Here is a 14816-nt window from a genome sequence, read left to right on the forward strand (position 1 = left end):
GGCGTTTTCCACCTGCTCGAGCACCCGGCGCGCGGACGTACCGTTCGGTTGCGTGCAGGTGCGGCGACCGGGGACTACCGTCCGGCGGTATGACCGCTGACGCTCCCGCGATAGCCGTGCTCGGCAGCATCAACATGGATCTCGTCACCACCACACGGCGACGCCCCGCACCCGGCGAGACGGTGCTCGGCAGCGGGTTCACCATGGTGCCCGGCGGCAAGGGCTCGAATCAGGCGATCGCGGCGCGGCGGGCAGGCGGTGCGGTGTCGTTCCTCGGCGCGGTCGGATCCGACGTTTTCGCCGGCGACCTGCGCCGGGTGCTCACCGCGGGGGGCGTCGGCGCCGACCGGCTGCGCACGGTGCCTGGGCCGAGCGGGATCGCCGCCATCGTGGTGGACGGCGCGGGCGAGAACAGCATCATCGTCGTCGGCGGGGCCAACGCGGCACTGACCGAGCTGACCTCGGACGATCTCGCGGTGATCGCCGCCGCCGATGTGTTGCTGTGCCAGTTGGAGATTCCGGTGCCGACCGTCGTCGCCGCGGCGCGGCACGCTCGCGCCAACGGCACCGTCGTCATACTCAATCCCTCTCCGGTGCAACGTCTTCCGTCGGCGCAGTGGGACTACGTCGATGTGGCCGTGGTGAATTCGGGTGAGGCGGTGGATCTGGGCGGTGCGCTGGACGCGGTCGAGCACCTCGTGGTCACCCGAGGGGCGGCGGGCGCGACCTATCGCGGCCCGGACGGCGCGGAACTGTCGGTGCCCGGGGTGCCGGTGGACGTCGTCGACACCACCGGCGCTGGCGACACTTTCACCGGCGCGCTGGCCGCCGCCTGGCACCGCGGACCGCGTACCGCCCTCCAATGGGCTTGTGCCGCAGGCGCTCTGGCTACCACCCGGCTCGGCGCGAGCAGCGCCATACCCGACCGGGAACTCATCGAGGCACTACTGGGTGAACACACGGCCTAGCCGGATCCGCAGGGCCACGGAACCGCGAAGGCAGCCTCGCCGAGCACCGGCGCGTCCCCCCGCGTTGTCCCCACGACCGCGCGGCACAGCGCCTATCGTTGGGATTCATGCCCACTATGCCCGAGCGCATTCCGGCCGACGGGGAAGCAGCGGAGCTCATCGCCCGCGTCGACCCGGAGATGGTCGCGCTGTCCTTCGTGGACAACGCGGGCATCACGCGGGTGAAGACGGTGCCGGCCGCGCGGCTGGCGCATGCGGCACGGTTCGGCGTCGGCGTCTCGCCGTGTTTCGAGACCTTCGGTTTCGACGACCTGATGACGGTCGGCCGCTATCTCGGCGGACCCGACGGGGACCTGCGGCTCGTCCCCGATCTCGCCGCGCTCACCGAACTCGCCGGTCAGCCGGGCTGGGCGTGGGCGCCCGCGGGCAAGTACACCCAGGACGGCACGCGGTTCGCGGCCTGTCAGCGCGGTTTCGCGGAGCGCCAAGTGGAGGCGGCGCGGCGGGCGGGGTTGCGGCTGTCGATGGCCTTCGAGACGGAATGGGCGCTGGGCCGAGCCGAGGACGAGACGGGCTTCACCCCCGCGATCCGCGGACCCGGCTACGGCATCATCCGGCTCGGCCAAGTGGCGGACTATGCCCGCGAATTGGTGGGTCTACTGATTCAACAGGGCCTCAGGGTCGAACAGTTCCACCCGGAATACGCGGCCTCGCAGTTGGAGATCTCCATCGCGCCCACCGATCCGGTCGCGGCGGCCGACGCGGCGGTGCTGCTGCGGCACACGATTCGGCAGCACAGCGCCAAGTACGGCTGGCGTGCGACGCTGGCGCCCTGCCTCGTGCCCGATGGCGCGGGTTCCGGTGCGCACCTGCATCTTTCGGTGCACGACGAACGCGGTTCACTGTTCGCCGACGGGCCAGGTCCCTATGGCATGCAGGAGCAAGGAGCGGCGTTCCTCGCCGGTGTACTACGGGAACTGCCCGCTCTGGTCGCGATCGGCGCCGGGAATCCGGCCAGTTTCCTGCGGCTGCAACCCTCCCGGTGGGCGGGGATCTGGCAGTGCTGGGGACGTGAAACACGCGAGGCGGCAGTGCGTTTCGTCACGGGTGTGCGTGGTACCGAACGCTGGGCCGCCAACGCCGAGGTCAAATGCTTCGACGGGACGGGCAATCCGTATCTCATCGTCGGCGCCGTGATCGCCGCCGGGCTCGCGGGTATCGCGGCGGGCTTGCCCCTGCCCAACGAAATCATCGGTGATCCAGCGACTTTCGGGAAAAAGAACCAGGTGCGCAGACTTCCGACCGATGCCGCGGAAGCGGCCGATCACCTAGCGGCCTCCGCGGTGCTGGCCGAGGCGATGGGGCCCGAACTGCACGACGCGCTGCTCACCGTTCGGCGGGCCGAGGCCTATCGCTACCGTGACGCCACGCCGGACGAGCTGGTCGCACGCACCCTCTGGCGGTTCTGACGAGGAGCCGATCATGCTCACCGATGACATCACCCTCACCGACCACCACTGCCACGGCGTCACGACCGCCGACCTGGACCGTCCCGGTTTCGAGGCGCTGCTCGGCGAAGGCCAGCGCGGCAGCTTCGACTCCGCGCTCGGCCTCGCGGTACGGCGCTGGTGCGCGCCGGTGCTCGACCTGCCGCCGCACACGGGGGCGGACGCTTACCTGGCGCGCCGCGCCGATCTCGGCTGGCGTGAGGTGGCCGCGCGACTGCTCGGCGCGGCGGGGACGGCGCGCTGGCTGGTCGACACCGGACTGCCCGAGGGTCTCACCGATCTGTCCGAATTCGGCGCACTGGCCGGGGGCGAGGTCGGCGAGATCGTGCGGCTCGAGCAGGTCGCCGAGCAGGTCATCGTGGAGGTCGGCGGCACGGCGAAGGTCTTCGAGCGCATCGAGGCCGCGGTGCGGGAACGGGCCGAGGGCGCGGTGGGGCTCAAGACCGTCGTCGCCTATCGAATCGGCCTCGATTTCCCGCTCACGAGCACGCCGCCAGTCATGCTCGAGCCCGAACACCGCCTCACCGACCCCGCCACGCTCGGCTGGCTCGTCGGACTCGGCGCGCGGCTCGGCGCGGAACTGGGCCTGCCGCTGCAAATCCACACCGGTTTCGGCGACCCCGACCTGCGCCTGCACCGCGCCGACCCGCTGCTGCTCACCGACTTCCTGCGCGCGAACACCGGCCTCACCGTCGTGCTACTGCACTGCTGGCCGTTCCACCGCAACGCCGCTTATCTCAGCAACGTATTCGAGCACGTCCACATGGACCTCGGCCTCGCCATTCCGCACGTCGGGCGTGGTGCGCGGGCCGTGCTCGGCGAGGCTCTGGAGCTCGCGCCGTTTCGGTCGCTGCTGTACTCGTCGGACGGGTACGGGCTTCCGGAACTGCACTACCTCGGCGCGGTGCTGTGGCGAGCTGCGCTCGGCAAGTTGGTAGACGAATGGCTCGGCGACGACGTCATCACAGTCGCCGACGCCGAAGCCCTGGTCTCCGGGCTCTCCCATGGGAACGCGGAGCGCATCTATCCGTCCTCGGATACTTCGCGGAAGCCCAAACCGCGGTAGAGCGCGATCGCCGCGACACGGAAATCCTCGGTGCGCAGAGTCATTCGGGCATACCCGTGGGAAATCGCGAAGCCGCAGGCGGCTCGCACCAAGGCGTTGCCGATGCCATGACCGCGCCACCCGGTGTCCACGGCGAGCCAGTGCAATTTGGCGACTTCCTGGTCCCCGGTGGAATGCACCGACACGAAGCCGACCAGCCGATCGTCGGCGCTGCTGCGGACCGTCGGCGCCTTGTGACCAAGCGTTTTAATCGCGTGCGGAGCGGTCAACCAGTCTTTACGGTGGAATCATCGAGAGAGAAAGAAGGTAGACCGATGTTTCCCGTCGAGCTGCGCGGTACCCGAGCGCAGACGCTGATGTGGGCCAACGAGCACGATATCGAGCCTGCCGCGCTGCGGCAGCTGCGGAACATCGCGCAACTCGAATGGGTACACGGGGTGCGCGTGATGCCGGATGTGCACCTGGGGAAAGGGGCGACGGTCGGGTCGGTCATCGCGATGAAGAACGCGGTGGCGCCAGCGGCCGTCGGCGTCGACATCGGTTGCGGAATGGAGAGCGTGCGGACGGACTTGACCGCCGCCGACCTGCCCGACAATCTGCACTGTCTGCGGTCGCGGATCGAGGCCGCCGTGCCGGTGGGCTTCCACGCGCACGACCACGCGGTCAACGTCGGCAAGATCGGCGCCGAGGCCTCGGCACTCGGCGCGAGCACTCCGACGTTGCGTTCGGGATGGGATCGGTTCTGGGGTTCGTTCAGGACCCTCGACAAGGGTGTGAGCGCGCGAGAGTCCAAGGCGCACAAGCAGATGGGCACCTTGGGATCGGGCAACCACTTCATCGAAGTCTGCCTGGATCAGGACGACACGGTGTGGATCCTGCTGCACTCAGGTAGCCGCAACATCGGCAAGGAACTGGCCGAACGGCACATGACCGTCGCGCGTTCGCTGCCGCACAACGTGGACCTGCCGGACCGCGATCTCGCCGTATTCCTTTCCGGCACCCCGGAAATGGACGCCTACCGCCACGACCTGACCTGGGCTCAGGAGTACGCGGCGCGCAACCGCGCGGTGATGCTCGCTCTGGTCTGCCGTGCGGTGCGCGACGAATTCGCCGGTCGCACCGTGCGTTTCGACGCCCCGATCTCCTGCCACCACAACTATGTGGCGGAGGAGATCATCGACGGCATGCCGATGCTGGTGACGCGTAAGGGCGCTGTTCGTGCGGGCGAGGGCGATCTGGCGCTGATCCCGGGTTCGATGGGTACGCGGTCATATGTCGTGCGCGGCAAGGGAAATCCCGACTCGTTCCAGTCCGCCTCGCACGGCGCGGGCCGCCGGATGAGCCGGAACGCGGCGAAGAAGCAGTTCACCGTCGCGGACCTGATCGCCCAGACCGAGGGCGTCGAGTCCCGCAAGGACGCCGGTGTCGTAGACGAGATCCCGGCCGCCTACAAGGACATCGACGAGGTCATCAACGCCCAGCGCGACCTGGTCGATGTGGTGGCGACACTGCGCCAGGTGCTCTGCGTCAAGGGGTGACCTTCGCAGCGGCCGGACAGTCATGGTCCGGCCGGTGCCGCAGCCGCCACCTCCGGGCAGACACACTCGATACCGTGCGTCCCAGCATCCGTGCCGCCGCAGCTTGCCCGTTAGCCATGAGGACTTGGTCGTCGTGAGCAGTCCACCTCTTCCTTGGCACGCCGTAGCGGGCTGCCTTCTCACTAGGCGGGAGCCATTCGGCAACCTGCTGTGCGGCGGCGCGCTTCCTTTCCAGGCCAAGCACTTCAGGCGAGTACCAGGCCCACGCCGCGAGTTGGGCCGCTGCTTGGTTCAGCAACATGACATTGATAGCGCCGTCCCGCTTGTTCGGTCGCGCTGTCCTGGTTACACCGCAGACGTCTTTCACAGTGCGGCAGAAGTATTCGGCCATGGCGGGACTCGCGGTCACGAAACCGACAAAAGGCTCGCCCTTTCGAGTGAACCCGATGGAACCGTCACCATCCAGCAAACCACGCAGGTAGTCGGCCTCGGCAATTGGGCCGGCAGGGGGTTCGATAGTTGTCGCCTTTCTGCCCACGGGCACGCCCGCACCTGCTATCGCTCGGCGGGTTGCCTGATCGTAGAAGCGCAACGTGGCCGTCTCATAGTGGCTTGCGAAGTTGGTCGTGCGGGTTCGGTAGCCGATCGACGCGTAGCACGGGAGAATGTCGGCGATACGGGTGAGGACTTGCTCATCCCGAATGCCCAGTTCAAGTGAGACTCGTCCTTTTCCATCGAGGTTTCCCTCATGGGAACCGTCGGTCTGCAGGAGGCCGACGGTGTAGGCCACCGCGGGCGTCGTGAGGTCCAGCACGCACACTTGCACCGTCCTTCGAGCTAGTTGGGTGATTCCTTCGATGCCTCCGATCAACGGCACCGATCGCGCGATAACTCCAACAGGTTTGCGAGATCCTCCGACAAGGAGGCTAGCGGCGAAAGTGCTCCAGATTGATGATCGCTGGATCAACGCGCGCTCGAGATCAGCGGCGGCGCAGGGTGCCTGCGATACCGGCGCCGAGGAGTAGGACGCCCGCGAGGAAGATGCTGCCGTTGATCACCCAGGCGTGTACCGCGAGGCGGGTTTCCGCGGAGAGTAGCGGTAGTTCGTCGATCAGGCGGAATGTGTCGTCCGGGAAAAGGAAATAGACGATGCCCGGAAGTACGCCCCACACCAGACCGGCCACGATCGTGCCGACGGGCGCGTAGGCGGCGAGCGCGGCTACCAGGAGGAGAAGCGTTGCGCCGCCGATGATCTGGAAGGTCGAGCCGAGGCGGTCGGCGGTGTCGCCGAGGATCACCCACTGCCTGGTGTCGGCGGCGCCGTGCGCGGCCAGCGCGATCCCGATCGGCGTCACCACCAACCCGATCAGCACGGCGACCAGCGTCCTTCCAGCGTTTCCGCTGGTGCGGAACTGCGCGCCGGGCGGGGTCCAGTTCGGGGGCGGCTGGTACTGATACGACATCGTTCGCCTCCTGCGATCCGCCACTGCCGTTCATTGTCGCCCCGCGGCACCGTTTTTCGAGTGGCAATGGAAGACCACGAGGATCTCGTGGACGCACCGGTTCGGTGCCGGATCCGGACTGGGCGGGGTCGACGGCGGGGCACTCCCCCAGCGAACCGTGTATGTCGCGGCACGTCCGCCCCGGAGCGGCGTCGTGGCTCCCACCCGAAGAACGCCGTGCCGGCTGCCGCACGAACGGCACCGCGGCAGGCGGCCGACACCATCGTGCGTACCCGGATCCGGCCTGTGCCCCTGGAGAACGGTGTCATGGCTACCACGCCCCGACGGGTGGCGCGCACCGTCTGCCTGTGTGCGCCGCGGCCTTGGTCCGAAGAATGGCGTGCTGACGGCCGCGAAACTGACATCGCCCGAGCAGTGCGTAGCTTCTGCAGCTGCCTTCGGCTCGTAGAACGGCGCGCCGCTGACGCGCTGACAACACTGCGGCGTGCGTGCGCCACCTGGGTATCCATGGCACGGCGGCCGTCCGTGCCCTGGTCCCGCAGAGCGGCGGGCCGGCTGCCGAGCACGGGCAGCGTGACGGGCGATGCCGTCCCACCTCGAGGGGCGGCCCGCGGCAGGTGTCGGTGGGGTGGGGCACGATGGAGCGCGTGACCACGACCGAGGAGAGTTTCGCGATCGACGGCACCGCCTCCGACCTGCGGGAGCGGGCCGAAGCACTGCTGCGCGAGCTGGCGGGGGCCGGGGCGCGGCTACGGGAGGATCAGTGGACCGCGATCGAGGCGCTGGTGGTGCAACGGCGACGGGCCCTGGTCGTGCAGCGCACCGGCTGGGGTAAGTCGGCGGTTTACTTCATCGCGGCGAAGCTGCTGCGCGCCGAGGGCCGGGGGCCGACCGTGATCGTGTCGCCGCTCCTGGCGCTGATGCGCAACCAGGTGGCGGCGGCCGAGCGCGCGGGCGTGGTCGCGGCGACCATCAATTCCGGCAATGTCACCGAATGGGACGAGATCCACGAGCGCGTCGCCCGTGGCGAAATCGACGTGCTGTTGGTGAGCCCGGAACGGCTGAACAACCCGGACTTTCGCGATCAGGTCCTGCCGAAGCTGGCCGCGGACGCGGGCTTGGTCGTCATCGACGAGGCGCACTGCGTCTCCGACTGGGGCCACGATTTCCGCCCGGACTACCGCCGCATCCGCACCCTCATCGCCGATCTCGGTTCGGACGTGCCGGTGCTCGCCACCACCGCTACGGCCAACGACCGCGTGGTCACCGACGTCGCGACCCAGATCGGCACCGACACCCTCGTCCTGCGCGGCACCCTCGACCGGGAATCGCTGCACATGTCGGTGGTGCGCTTCGACGACGCGGTGGAGCGCACGGCCTGGCTGAGCGGCCACCTGCACCGGCTGCCCGGCTCCGGCATCGTCTACACGCTCACCGTCGCGGCCGCCCACGACCTGGCCGACGTGCTGAACTCGCACGGCCACAACGTCGCGGCCTACACCGGCCACACCGATCCGACCGAGCGCGAGGCGCTGGAATCGGCGCTGCTGCGCAACGAGGTCAAGGCGCTCGTCGCGACCTCCGCGCTTGGCATGGGCTTCGACAAACCCGATCTCGGATTCGTCGTGCACGTCGGCGCGCCCTCCTCGCCCATCGCCTACTACCAGCAGGTGGGCCGCGCCGGTCGCGGCACCGAGCGCGCCGAAGTGGTCCTGCTGCCCGGCCCCGAGGACACCCGGATCTGGAGCTACTTCGCCTCGGTCGCCTTCCCGCGCGAGCACATCGTGCGCAGCGTGCTCGACGCCCTCGACCGGGACCGAGCGCTCTCGACCGCCGCGCTCGAACCGCTGGTTGAGCTGAACCGTTCCCGCCTCGAGATGGTGCTCAAGGTGCTGGACGTGGACGGCGCCGTGCGCCGGGTGCGCGGTGGCTGGATCGCCACCGGCGAGCCGTGGGTCTACGACACCGAGCGCTACGAACGGCTGTCCGCCGCCCGCGAGGTCGAACAGCAGGCGATGCTGGACTACCAGTCGACCACCGGCTGCCGGATGAACTTCCTGCGCCGCCAACTCGACGATCCCGGCCTGCCCGCACTGGACGGCCAAGCCCCGGGCTGCGGCCGCTGCGACAACTGCACCGGTTCACGTCCGGACGCCACGGTGGACGCCGACGCCGTCGCGGCCACCCGCTCTCGCTTGGACCGCCCCGGCCTGGACCTCGCGCCGCGCAAACAGTGGCCGACCGGCATGGCCAAGCTCGGCATCCCGCTGTCGGGCAAGATCAGCGATGGCGCGGAGACCGGCCGCGTCCTCGGCAGGCTCACCGATCTCGGCTGGGGCCAGCGCCTCCGCGCCCTGCTCGACGCACCCGACGACCCCGTCCCCGACGCCGTCTTCGACGCGTGCATCGCGGTCCTGCGGGATTGGGATTGGTCCACCCGACCGACCTCGGTCATGGCACTCGCCCCCGACCGCCATCCCGTGTTGACCGCCACCCTCGCCGCGCGCCTGGCCGAGGTCGGGCGCCTGCGCGATCTCGGTACGCTCCCGACCCGCCCCGGCCACCCGCCGGTCTCGGCCGCCAACTCGGCCCACCGGGTCGCGGGGCTCTACGACTCCTGGGACGTGCCCGACCTTTCCGGGCTCGACGGGCCGGTGCTCTTGGTCGACGCCCTGACCGATACCGGTTGGACGCTCACCCTCGCCGCCCAGGCACTTCGGCGCGCGGGGGCGCCCGCTGTTCTTCCGTTCGCCCTGGCTTCGGTCACCTAACGCGGGCGCGCACCGCTGCAATCGGCCATGCTCGGCGGACCACATTCCAGCAGTCTGCGAGCGCGCCGCCGCGGATGGTTTCGTGGGCACTTGGGCCTGGGATCGCGGCGTCGTCGGGGCTCGGCTCGCAGGTCGGCGCATCGCGGCGTCCGGATCGAACGGCTGCACGTGTACCGCCGTGCGTCGCCTCGCAGTTCGAGCGGTCTTGGAGCACCCGTCGCGTGAGGGTGTGGGTTTCAGCCGGGCTTCCATGCGTTTCGATGGGCGCGCGGGGGCGGCCTTGAACGCAGACGCGCGGTTGGGAGTGGGGGTGGTCTCTTGCGAAGGGGGCCAGCCAATCTCTCGCGAAGGAGCTGGCCAATCTGTACTCACCGGGGGTAGGTGGACCGGGTCCGGCTGGTTGGGTGGATGGTCGCCCTGGGTGACGTTATGCCCGGGGTTTTGCCGGTCCAAATGGCTTGGCCTACCCAGGTATTCCTCGAACGGTGCTGGGCACGTCGTGTGCCGTACCCGGCTGACCTCCCGCAGTCGGGTGCGCGGTCCGGGCTTCCGGCCGGGTCGACCGGCTGTGGTTGCGTTCCGAATGGGTCATGTAGGGGTGTTCTGTTGCGTCTTGTCTAGGGGGCTACCGCCATTCGACTACCGTCGATTTCCGCACATCAGATTGCCCGCACGCCCACCGACCCGCAGCGAACTCCCCCACGCACCCACCGCAAACGCGACCACAGCCGGTCGACCCGGCTGGAAGCCGAACTCACGCATACCGACTGCGGGAGGTAAGTCGGGTACGGCACCTTCGCGCCCAGCACCGTTCGAGGCCAACCTGGGGGAACCGCGCCTGCCTGCACGTGAACATCCGGAACCCGTCCCCGAAGCCGCCCAGCGCCGAAGGTTCCGCCAGCTGCCACACAGGCTCGACCCGTATCCGGTTCCGAACCGCGGCGCCGCCAACGCAACCCACCTCATGCAAGCAGCAGCCCGAAGCCGAACCGGGCGGAGAGTTCCGCGAGCGCCCCACTGCCGCACAGGCTCAACCCGTATCCGGTTCCGAACCGCAGCGCCGCCAACGCAACCCACCTCGTGCAAGCAGCAGCCCAAAGCCGAACCGGCGGAGAGTTCCGCGAGCTGCCCCACTGCCGCACAGGCTCAACCCGCATCACCCGCAGCGACGCCAACGCAACGACCTCCTGAAGCCGACCCCGGGCACGCGAGCACCTACAAACTCAACGTAGCCCGCAGACTCGCATCCAGCGACTCGCTCTCCGCGGCCGTCAACTTGCCCAGCTTCTCGGCGAGCCACGGTCGATACGCGCGGTGTAGTTCCAGCGCGTCCGCCCAGCCGTGTTCGGTGTAGACGCCCAGCACATGCCCGGGATCGGTGGCGACGACCGGGACCACGTGCAACCACCGGTACGGCGAGGTAATGACGGCCGGGTCGGAGACAAGCACCACGGTGCTGCGGCGCGGGAAGGGCGTGCCGTCGCTGAGGGTCGGTGCGTAGCTCCAGATTTCGCCGCGCCTCATGCGGCACCGCGGGAGCGGCGGCGGGCATCGGCGGCGGCGGACTCGGTGAGGTCGAGTTCGTCTTGGGCAGCCGCCCGGTCGGCTTCGTCGTCGACGGGGAGGCTGGTGAGGCTTTCGTGCACGAGGGCGGTCCGCAGTGAGGAGTTGATCAGGGAGGAGAGGCTGCGGTTCTGGCGCTCGGCGGCCTGCTTCGCCCATTCGGCGACCTGCGGATCCAGGGTCACCGTGATGCGCGTCGCCTTGCTCATACCTTCATGCATACCAGAACGGTGCACCACACGGAACCGCCACGATCTGCGGACTTTCGACCGGCCACGAGCGGTCCGCCCCAGTAAGCTCGCACCGTGGCCAGCAAGTCCGCGACACCCGCCGTCGAGTTGGATGTCGGCGACCATACGGTGCGAATCTCGAACCCGGATCGGGTGTACTTCCCCGAGACCGGCGCGACCAAGCTCGACCTGGTGCAGTACTACCTGAGCGTCGGCGACGGCATCGTCAACGCGCTGCGCGACCGACCGTGCATGCTGCACCGCTTCCCCAAGGGCCTGGCGGGCGACAAAGTGCATCAGAAGCGCTTGCCGCAGGGCGCGCCGGAGTGGATTCCGACGGTCCGGGTCTTCTTCCCGCGCTACGGCCGCCACGCCGACGAGCTGTGCGTGCGGGAGCTGGCCGACGTGATCTGGGCTGTGCAGATGTCGACGGTCGAGTTCCACCCGTGGAACTCCCGCCGCGCCGACACCGAACGCCCCGACGAGTGGCGCATCGACCTGGACCCGATGCCGGACTGTCCGTGGTCGCGGGTGCGGCGGGTGGCGGGCGTCGTGCACGAGGTGCTCGACGAACTCGGCGCCGTCGGCTGGCCGAAGACCTCCGGCGGCAAGGGTCTGCACGTGTACGTGCGGATCGCGCCGGAGTGGGGCTTCGCCGATGTGCGAAGGGCCGCACTGGCTTTCGCGCACGAGGTGGAGCGCCGGGCCCCCGACGACGTCACAACCACGTGGTGGCGCCGCGATCGCGACCCGAACCTGCTGTTCGTCGACTACAACCAGAACGCGCGCGATCACACCATCGCCGCGGCGTACTCGGTGCGCGGCGTGCCGGAAGCGACCGTCTCCACGCCGGTCCGCTGGGACGAGATCCCCGACATCGACCCGCGCGACTTCACCATGAAGACCGTGCCGTCCCGCTATGCCGAGTTGGGCGATCTGCACGCTGGGATCGATGACGCCGTGTTCGCCATCGACCCGCTGCTCGAATGGGCCGACCGGGACCGGATCGAAGCGGACCCGCCGGAGGACGACTCGGAGTGACTCGCGGACGGGCGTGCGCATAGCCTCCTGGTGCTAACGTCGCGGTGGCGAGCAGTCGGTCCGCGCGTGGGCCGCCGGTACCGGGTGAAGGAGGTCCGCGATCATGAGTGAGCGCCGGGGAGCGAACCGACGACACAGCGCGTCCGCGCGCTCGGCCGGTCAGCGAGCGAACCGAGTGCGCTCACGTGCGAGCGTCGGCGGGGGGCGGTCGTGACCGAGACGGCAGTACCGATCGCGATCGGACCCACCCAGCCAGCGCCGACCCTGCTGGAGAAGGCGGTCACCGAAGGTGGCGCGACGCTGAGCGACCTCGCCGACGCCAGAGCGCTGATCTGGGCGGGCGGCCCCGGCGAGTTTCCCGAGCGACTGCCCGACTCCGTCGAGTGGGTCCAATTGCCCGCCGCTGGCGTCGAGGACTGGTTCACCGGCGGTCTGATCGCCCGCCATCCGAACGTCCGGTTCACTTCCGCCGCAGGCGCTTTCGCCGCGAGCGTGGCCGAACACGCGCTGATGATGCTGCTCGCCGGGGTTCGCTATCTGCCCGAACACCTGCGCGCGGGCAGCTGGCGACAGCAGGACTTCTTCCCGCACGTCGGAACCCTGCGCGGCAAGACGGTCACCATCGTCGGCGCGGGCGGCATCGGTCGCGCGCTCATCCCGATGCTGGTGCCGCTCGGCGCGCACATCATCGCGGTGAATCGGTCCGGACGACCGGTCACCGGCCCCGGCATTCCGCCGACCGTCGAGACGATCTCCGCCGAACACTTGTCCAAGGTGTGGCCGCGCACCGATCACGTGGTGGTCGCCGCGCCCGCGACCGCCGACACCCAGCACCTGATCAGTGCCGACGTCCTTGCCCGGCTGAAGCCCTCCTCGTGGGTGATCAACGTGGCCCGCGGCAGCCTGGTCGACACCGACGCACTGGTCGCCGCGCTCGCTTCCGGTGCGATCGGCGGCGCCGGACTCGACGTCACCGACCCGGAGCCGCTGCCCGACGGACATCCGCTCTGGGTGCTGCCGAATGCCATTGTGACGCCGCATGATTCGAACCCACCGCAGCTGCGCTTCGCAGCCTTCGCCGACCACGTCGAGGCGAACGTCATCCGCTTCGTCGAGGGACGCAAACTGCTGGCCCTGATCGATCCAGCACGCGGCTACTGAACTCACCTCGAGGCTCCTCGCCGCCGCTTCGCATACCCGCGCCGCTACCCCACGCAGCGCCTCGGCCGCCTGCCTGAGCCAGCGCCGCCGCTTCGCACGCCCGCCCCGCCACCCCACGCAACGCCTCGACCGCCCGACTGAGCCCAGCGCCACCCGCCGCAGAAGCCGATGCCCGGGCCTCCACGGAAGCCCAGCGACTCCGCACCCGGCGCGCCTACACCAACACCGGCGATCACGGCGCCATCAGCCTGGCATCGCGTGCGTCGGACGCCTGCCTGCCGCCGATGCCCGCCACGGAGCCGATGGACCAGGGCGCCTGTCGTCAGGCCGCGCCGGCGTGGGCGTAAGCCGTCATCGAGGCCTGTGCGTGGCAGCGCTCGCGTAGTGATACGACTACACCGGCCATCCCGCGCCGCATCATCCCCCGGCGCAGCAAACCGGCACCCTCCACCGCACCGTGACCCCGGCGTTCCCAATCCGCCATTGACAAATGGCACATTAGGAGATGATCCTTATCTCCATGACAAGGTCAACGAAGACCTCGGTCCCCGGCGTTCCGGCCGCGCCCTCGCTGCGCGCCGGGTTTGCCGCCGCGGCCGCCGAGTACGGATTGCGGCCGCTGAACTGCGCGATTCCGCTGAACACGCCGGGTATCTGGTTCGCACGCAAACTGATCGCGACGATCATGGCGGCGGGCGGGCCACCGCCGTCCGGCACGAGCGTGAGCCAGGTCCGCGCCGGCGCGGTGCGTGGCGAGTGGGTGCGCGCTGACGGCGTCGAATTCGGGAAGCGGGCGATCTACTACATCCACGGCAGCGGGTACGTCCTGTGTTCGGCGCGTACCCACCGCGGGCTCGCCGCGCGGCTCTCCCGCGAGACCGGCCTTCCGGTGTTCCTCACCGACTATCGGCTCGCGCCCGAGCACCGCTTCCCCGCCGCGGCCGACGACGTGGCCGCGGGCTACAACTGGCTGCTGACGCATGGCTTCGAGGGGAAGGACATCGCCGTCGCCTGTGATTCCGCGGGCGGCCATCTCGCCCTGGATCTCTTGGTGCAGAACGGAACTCGGTCGGTGCCGCAACCCGCCGCCGTGGCGATGTTCTCCCCGCTGCTCGACCTCACCCTGAGCCTCGCCGCGGAACAGGAACTGCGCAAGCGCGATCCCGTCATCTCCGCACGCGCCGCCGCTCGGCTGCCCCGCCAATACACCCGCGGCCTGCCCGCCGACACACCGCGACTGCGGCTGACCGTGCCCTCGGGCATCGAGTTGCCGCCGATCCTCGTGCAGGCCGGTGGCGCCGAAATGCTCAGCGCGGACGCCCGGCATCTGCACGACATGGTGCGCGCCGCGGGCGGTAGCTGCGAGCTGGAGATCTGGCCGGGCCAGGTGCACGTCTTCCAGGCGCTGCCCCGACTGGTTCCGGAGGCCGACCTGGCGCTGCGCCGGGCCGCGGAATTCCTCGGCGCGGCATTGGCCGCGCGCACCGAAGTGGAACAGGTGAGCTGA

13 protein-coding genes are annotated in these 14816 nt (G+C 69.5%); 8 read left to right on the forward strand and 5 right to left on the reverse strand.

The genetic code is table 11. The annotated features are described in order from the left end of the window. Positions 1–89 precede the first annotated feature (89 nt). The 3 genes from NAM01S_RS19700 to NAM01S_RS19710 all read left to right on the forward strand — a co-directional run bounded on the left by NAM01S_RS19700 (position 90) and on the right by NAM01S_RS19710 (position 3542). Positions 90–968, forward strand: a complete 879-nt coding sequence (locus NAM01S_RS19700) for a ribokinase (RefSeq protein WP_067787366.1) — start codon at positions 90–92, stop codon at positions 966–968. A 107-nt stretch (positions 969–1075) separates the two neighbouring features. Continuing rightward, on the forward strand, positions 1076–2437 hold the full coding sequence (locus NAM01S_RS19705) for a type I glutamate--ammonia ligase (protein ID WP_067787368.1): 1362 nt from the start codon (positions 1076–1078) through the stop codon (positions 2435–2437). Positions 2438–2450: 13 nt separating this feature from the next. Beyond that, on the forward strand, positions 2451–3542 hold the full coding sequence (locus tag NAM01S_RS19710; protein ID WP_067787369.1) for an amidohydrolase family protein: 1092 nt from the start codon (positions 2451–2453) through the stop codon (positions 3540–3542). Here NAM01S_RS19710 and NAM01S_RS37365 read toward each other — a convergent pair. After that, positions 3500–3727 (reverse strand): GNAT family N-acetyltransferase, encoded by a 228-nt coding sequence (locus tag NAM01S_RS37365; protein ID WP_373862688.1) that lies wholly within the window; start codon positions 3725–3727, stop codon positions 3500–3502. The two genes, NAM01S_RS19710 and NAM01S_RS37365, sit on opposite strands and share 43 nt — an antisense overlap. Before the next feature lie 129 nt (positions 3728–3856). Between NAM01S_RS37365 and NAM01S_RS19720 the strand changes: the two genes are divergently transcribed. After that, positions 3857–5080, forward strand: a complete 1224-nt coding sequence (locus NAM01S_RS19720) for an RtcB family protein (RefSeq protein ID WP_067787373.1) — start codon at positions 3857–3859, stop codon at positions 5078–5080. Here the strand turns inward: NAM01S_RS19720 and NAM01S_RS19725 are convergent. Together NAM01S_RS19725 and NAM01S_RS19730 are read right to left on the reverse strand one after the other, a co-directional pair. Further along, positions 5070–5900, reverse strand: a complete 831-nt coding sequence (locus NAM01S_RS19725) for an LAGLIDADG family homing endonuclease (protein ID WP_084483098.1) — start codon at positions 5898–5900, stop codon at positions 5070–5072. The genes NAM01S_RS19720 and NAM01S_RS19725 overlap by 11 nt on opposite strands. Before the next feature lie 160 nt (positions 5901–6060). After that, complete coding sequence (locus NAM01S_RS19730; RefSeq protein WP_067787375.1) at positions 6061–6543, reverse strand: hypothetical protein; 483 nt, start codon at positions 6541–6543, stop codon at positions 6061–6063. A gap of 638 nt (positions 6544–7181) precedes the next feature. Here NAM01S_RS19730 and NAM01S_RS19735 point away from each other — a divergent pair. Continuing rightward, positions 7182–9314 (forward strand): RecQ family ATP-dependent DNA helicase, encoded by a 2133-nt coding sequence (locus NAM01S_RS19735; protein ID WP_067787377.1) that lies wholly within the window; start codon positions 7182–7184, stop codon positions 9312–9314. 1215 nt (positions 9315–10529) lie between these two features. Here NAM01S_RS19735 and NAM01S_RS19740 read toward each other — a convergent pair. Further along, positions 10530–10838, reverse strand: a complete 309-nt coding sequence (locus NAM01S_RS19740) for a hypothetical protein (protein WP_067787380.1) — start codon at positions 10836–10838, stop codon at positions 10530–10532. Beyond that, the gene (locus NAM01S_RS19745) at positions 10835–11086 is read right to left on the reverse strand and encodes a DUF6364 family protein (RefSeq protein ID WP_067787381.1); all 252 of its coding nucleotides are present in this window, start codon (positions 11084–11086) and stop codon (positions 10835–10837) included. The genes NAM01S_RS19740 and NAM01S_RS19745 overlap by 4 nt, the downstream gene beginning before the upstream one ends. Positions 11087–11182: 96 nt before the next feature. On the opposite strand from NAM01S_RS19745, the gene ligD reads away from it, so the two are divergent. From ligD to NAM01S_RS19760, 3 genes are all read left to right on the forward strand, one after another. Beyond that, a complete protein-coding gene (ligD, locus tag NAM01S_RS19750; protein WP_067787383.1) occupies positions 11183–12148 on the forward strand; it encodes a non-homologous end-joining DNA ligase in 966 nt (321 codons plus the stop codon). Between the two features lie 210 nt (positions 12149–12358). Then, positions 12359–13309, forward strand: coding sequence for a D-isomer specific 2-hydroxyacid dehydrogenase family protein (locus tag NAM01S_RS19755; protein WP_067787385.1), 951 nt, complete (start codon positions 12359–12361; stop codon positions 13307–13309). A gap of 520 nt (positions 13310–13829) precedes the next feature. Then, on the forward strand, positions 13830–14816 hold the full coding sequence (locus NAM01S_RS19760) for an alpha/beta hydrolase (RefSeq protein ID WP_067787386.1): 987 nt from the start codon (positions 13830–13832) through the stop codon (positions 14814–14816).

It is taken from the genome of Nocardia amikacinitolerans NBRC 108937 (genome assembly GCF_001612615.1).
Taxonomy (GTDB): Bacteria; Actinomycetota; Actinomycetes; order Mycobacteriales; family Mycobacteriaceae; genus Nocardia; species Nocardia amikacinitolerans.

Coding starts and splice junctions, on each gene's coding strand:
- NAM01S_RS19735 (WP_067787377.1), top strand. CDS start 7,182: ATGGAGCGCGTGACCACGACCGAGGAGAGTTTCGCGATCGACGGCACC.
- NAM01S_RS19705 (WP_067787368.1), top strand. CDS start 1,076: ATGCCCACTATGCCCGAGCGCATTCCGGCCGACGGGGAAGCAGCGGAG.
- NAM01S_RS19720 (WP_067787373.1), top strand. CDS start 3,857: ATGTTTCCCGTCGAGCTGCGCGGTACCCGAGCGCAGACGCTGATGTGG.
- NAM01S_RS19710 (WP_067787369.1), top strand. CDS start 2,451: ATGCTCACCGATGACATCACCCTCACCGACCACCACTGCCACGGCGTC.
- NAM01S_RS19745 (WP_067787381.1), bottom strand. CDS start 11,086: ATGAGCAAGGCGACGCGCATCACGGTGACCCTGGATCCGCAGGTCGCC.
- NAM01S_RS19740 (WP_067787380.1), bottom strand. CDS start 10,838: ATGAGGCGCGGCGAAATCTGGAGCTACGCACCGACCCTCAGCGACGGC.
- NAM01S_RS19730 (WP_067787375.1), bottom strand. CDS start 6,543: ATGTCGTATCAGTACCAGCCGCCCCCGAACTGGACCCCGCCCGGCGCG.
- NAM01S_RS19760 (WP_067787386.1), top strand. CDS start 13,830: ATGACAAGGTCAACGAAGACCTCGGTCCCCGGCGTTCCGGCCGCGCCC.
- NAM01S_RS19700 (WP_067787366.1), top strand. CDS start 90: ATGACCGCTGACGCTCCCGCGATAGCCGTGCTCGGCAGCATCAACATG.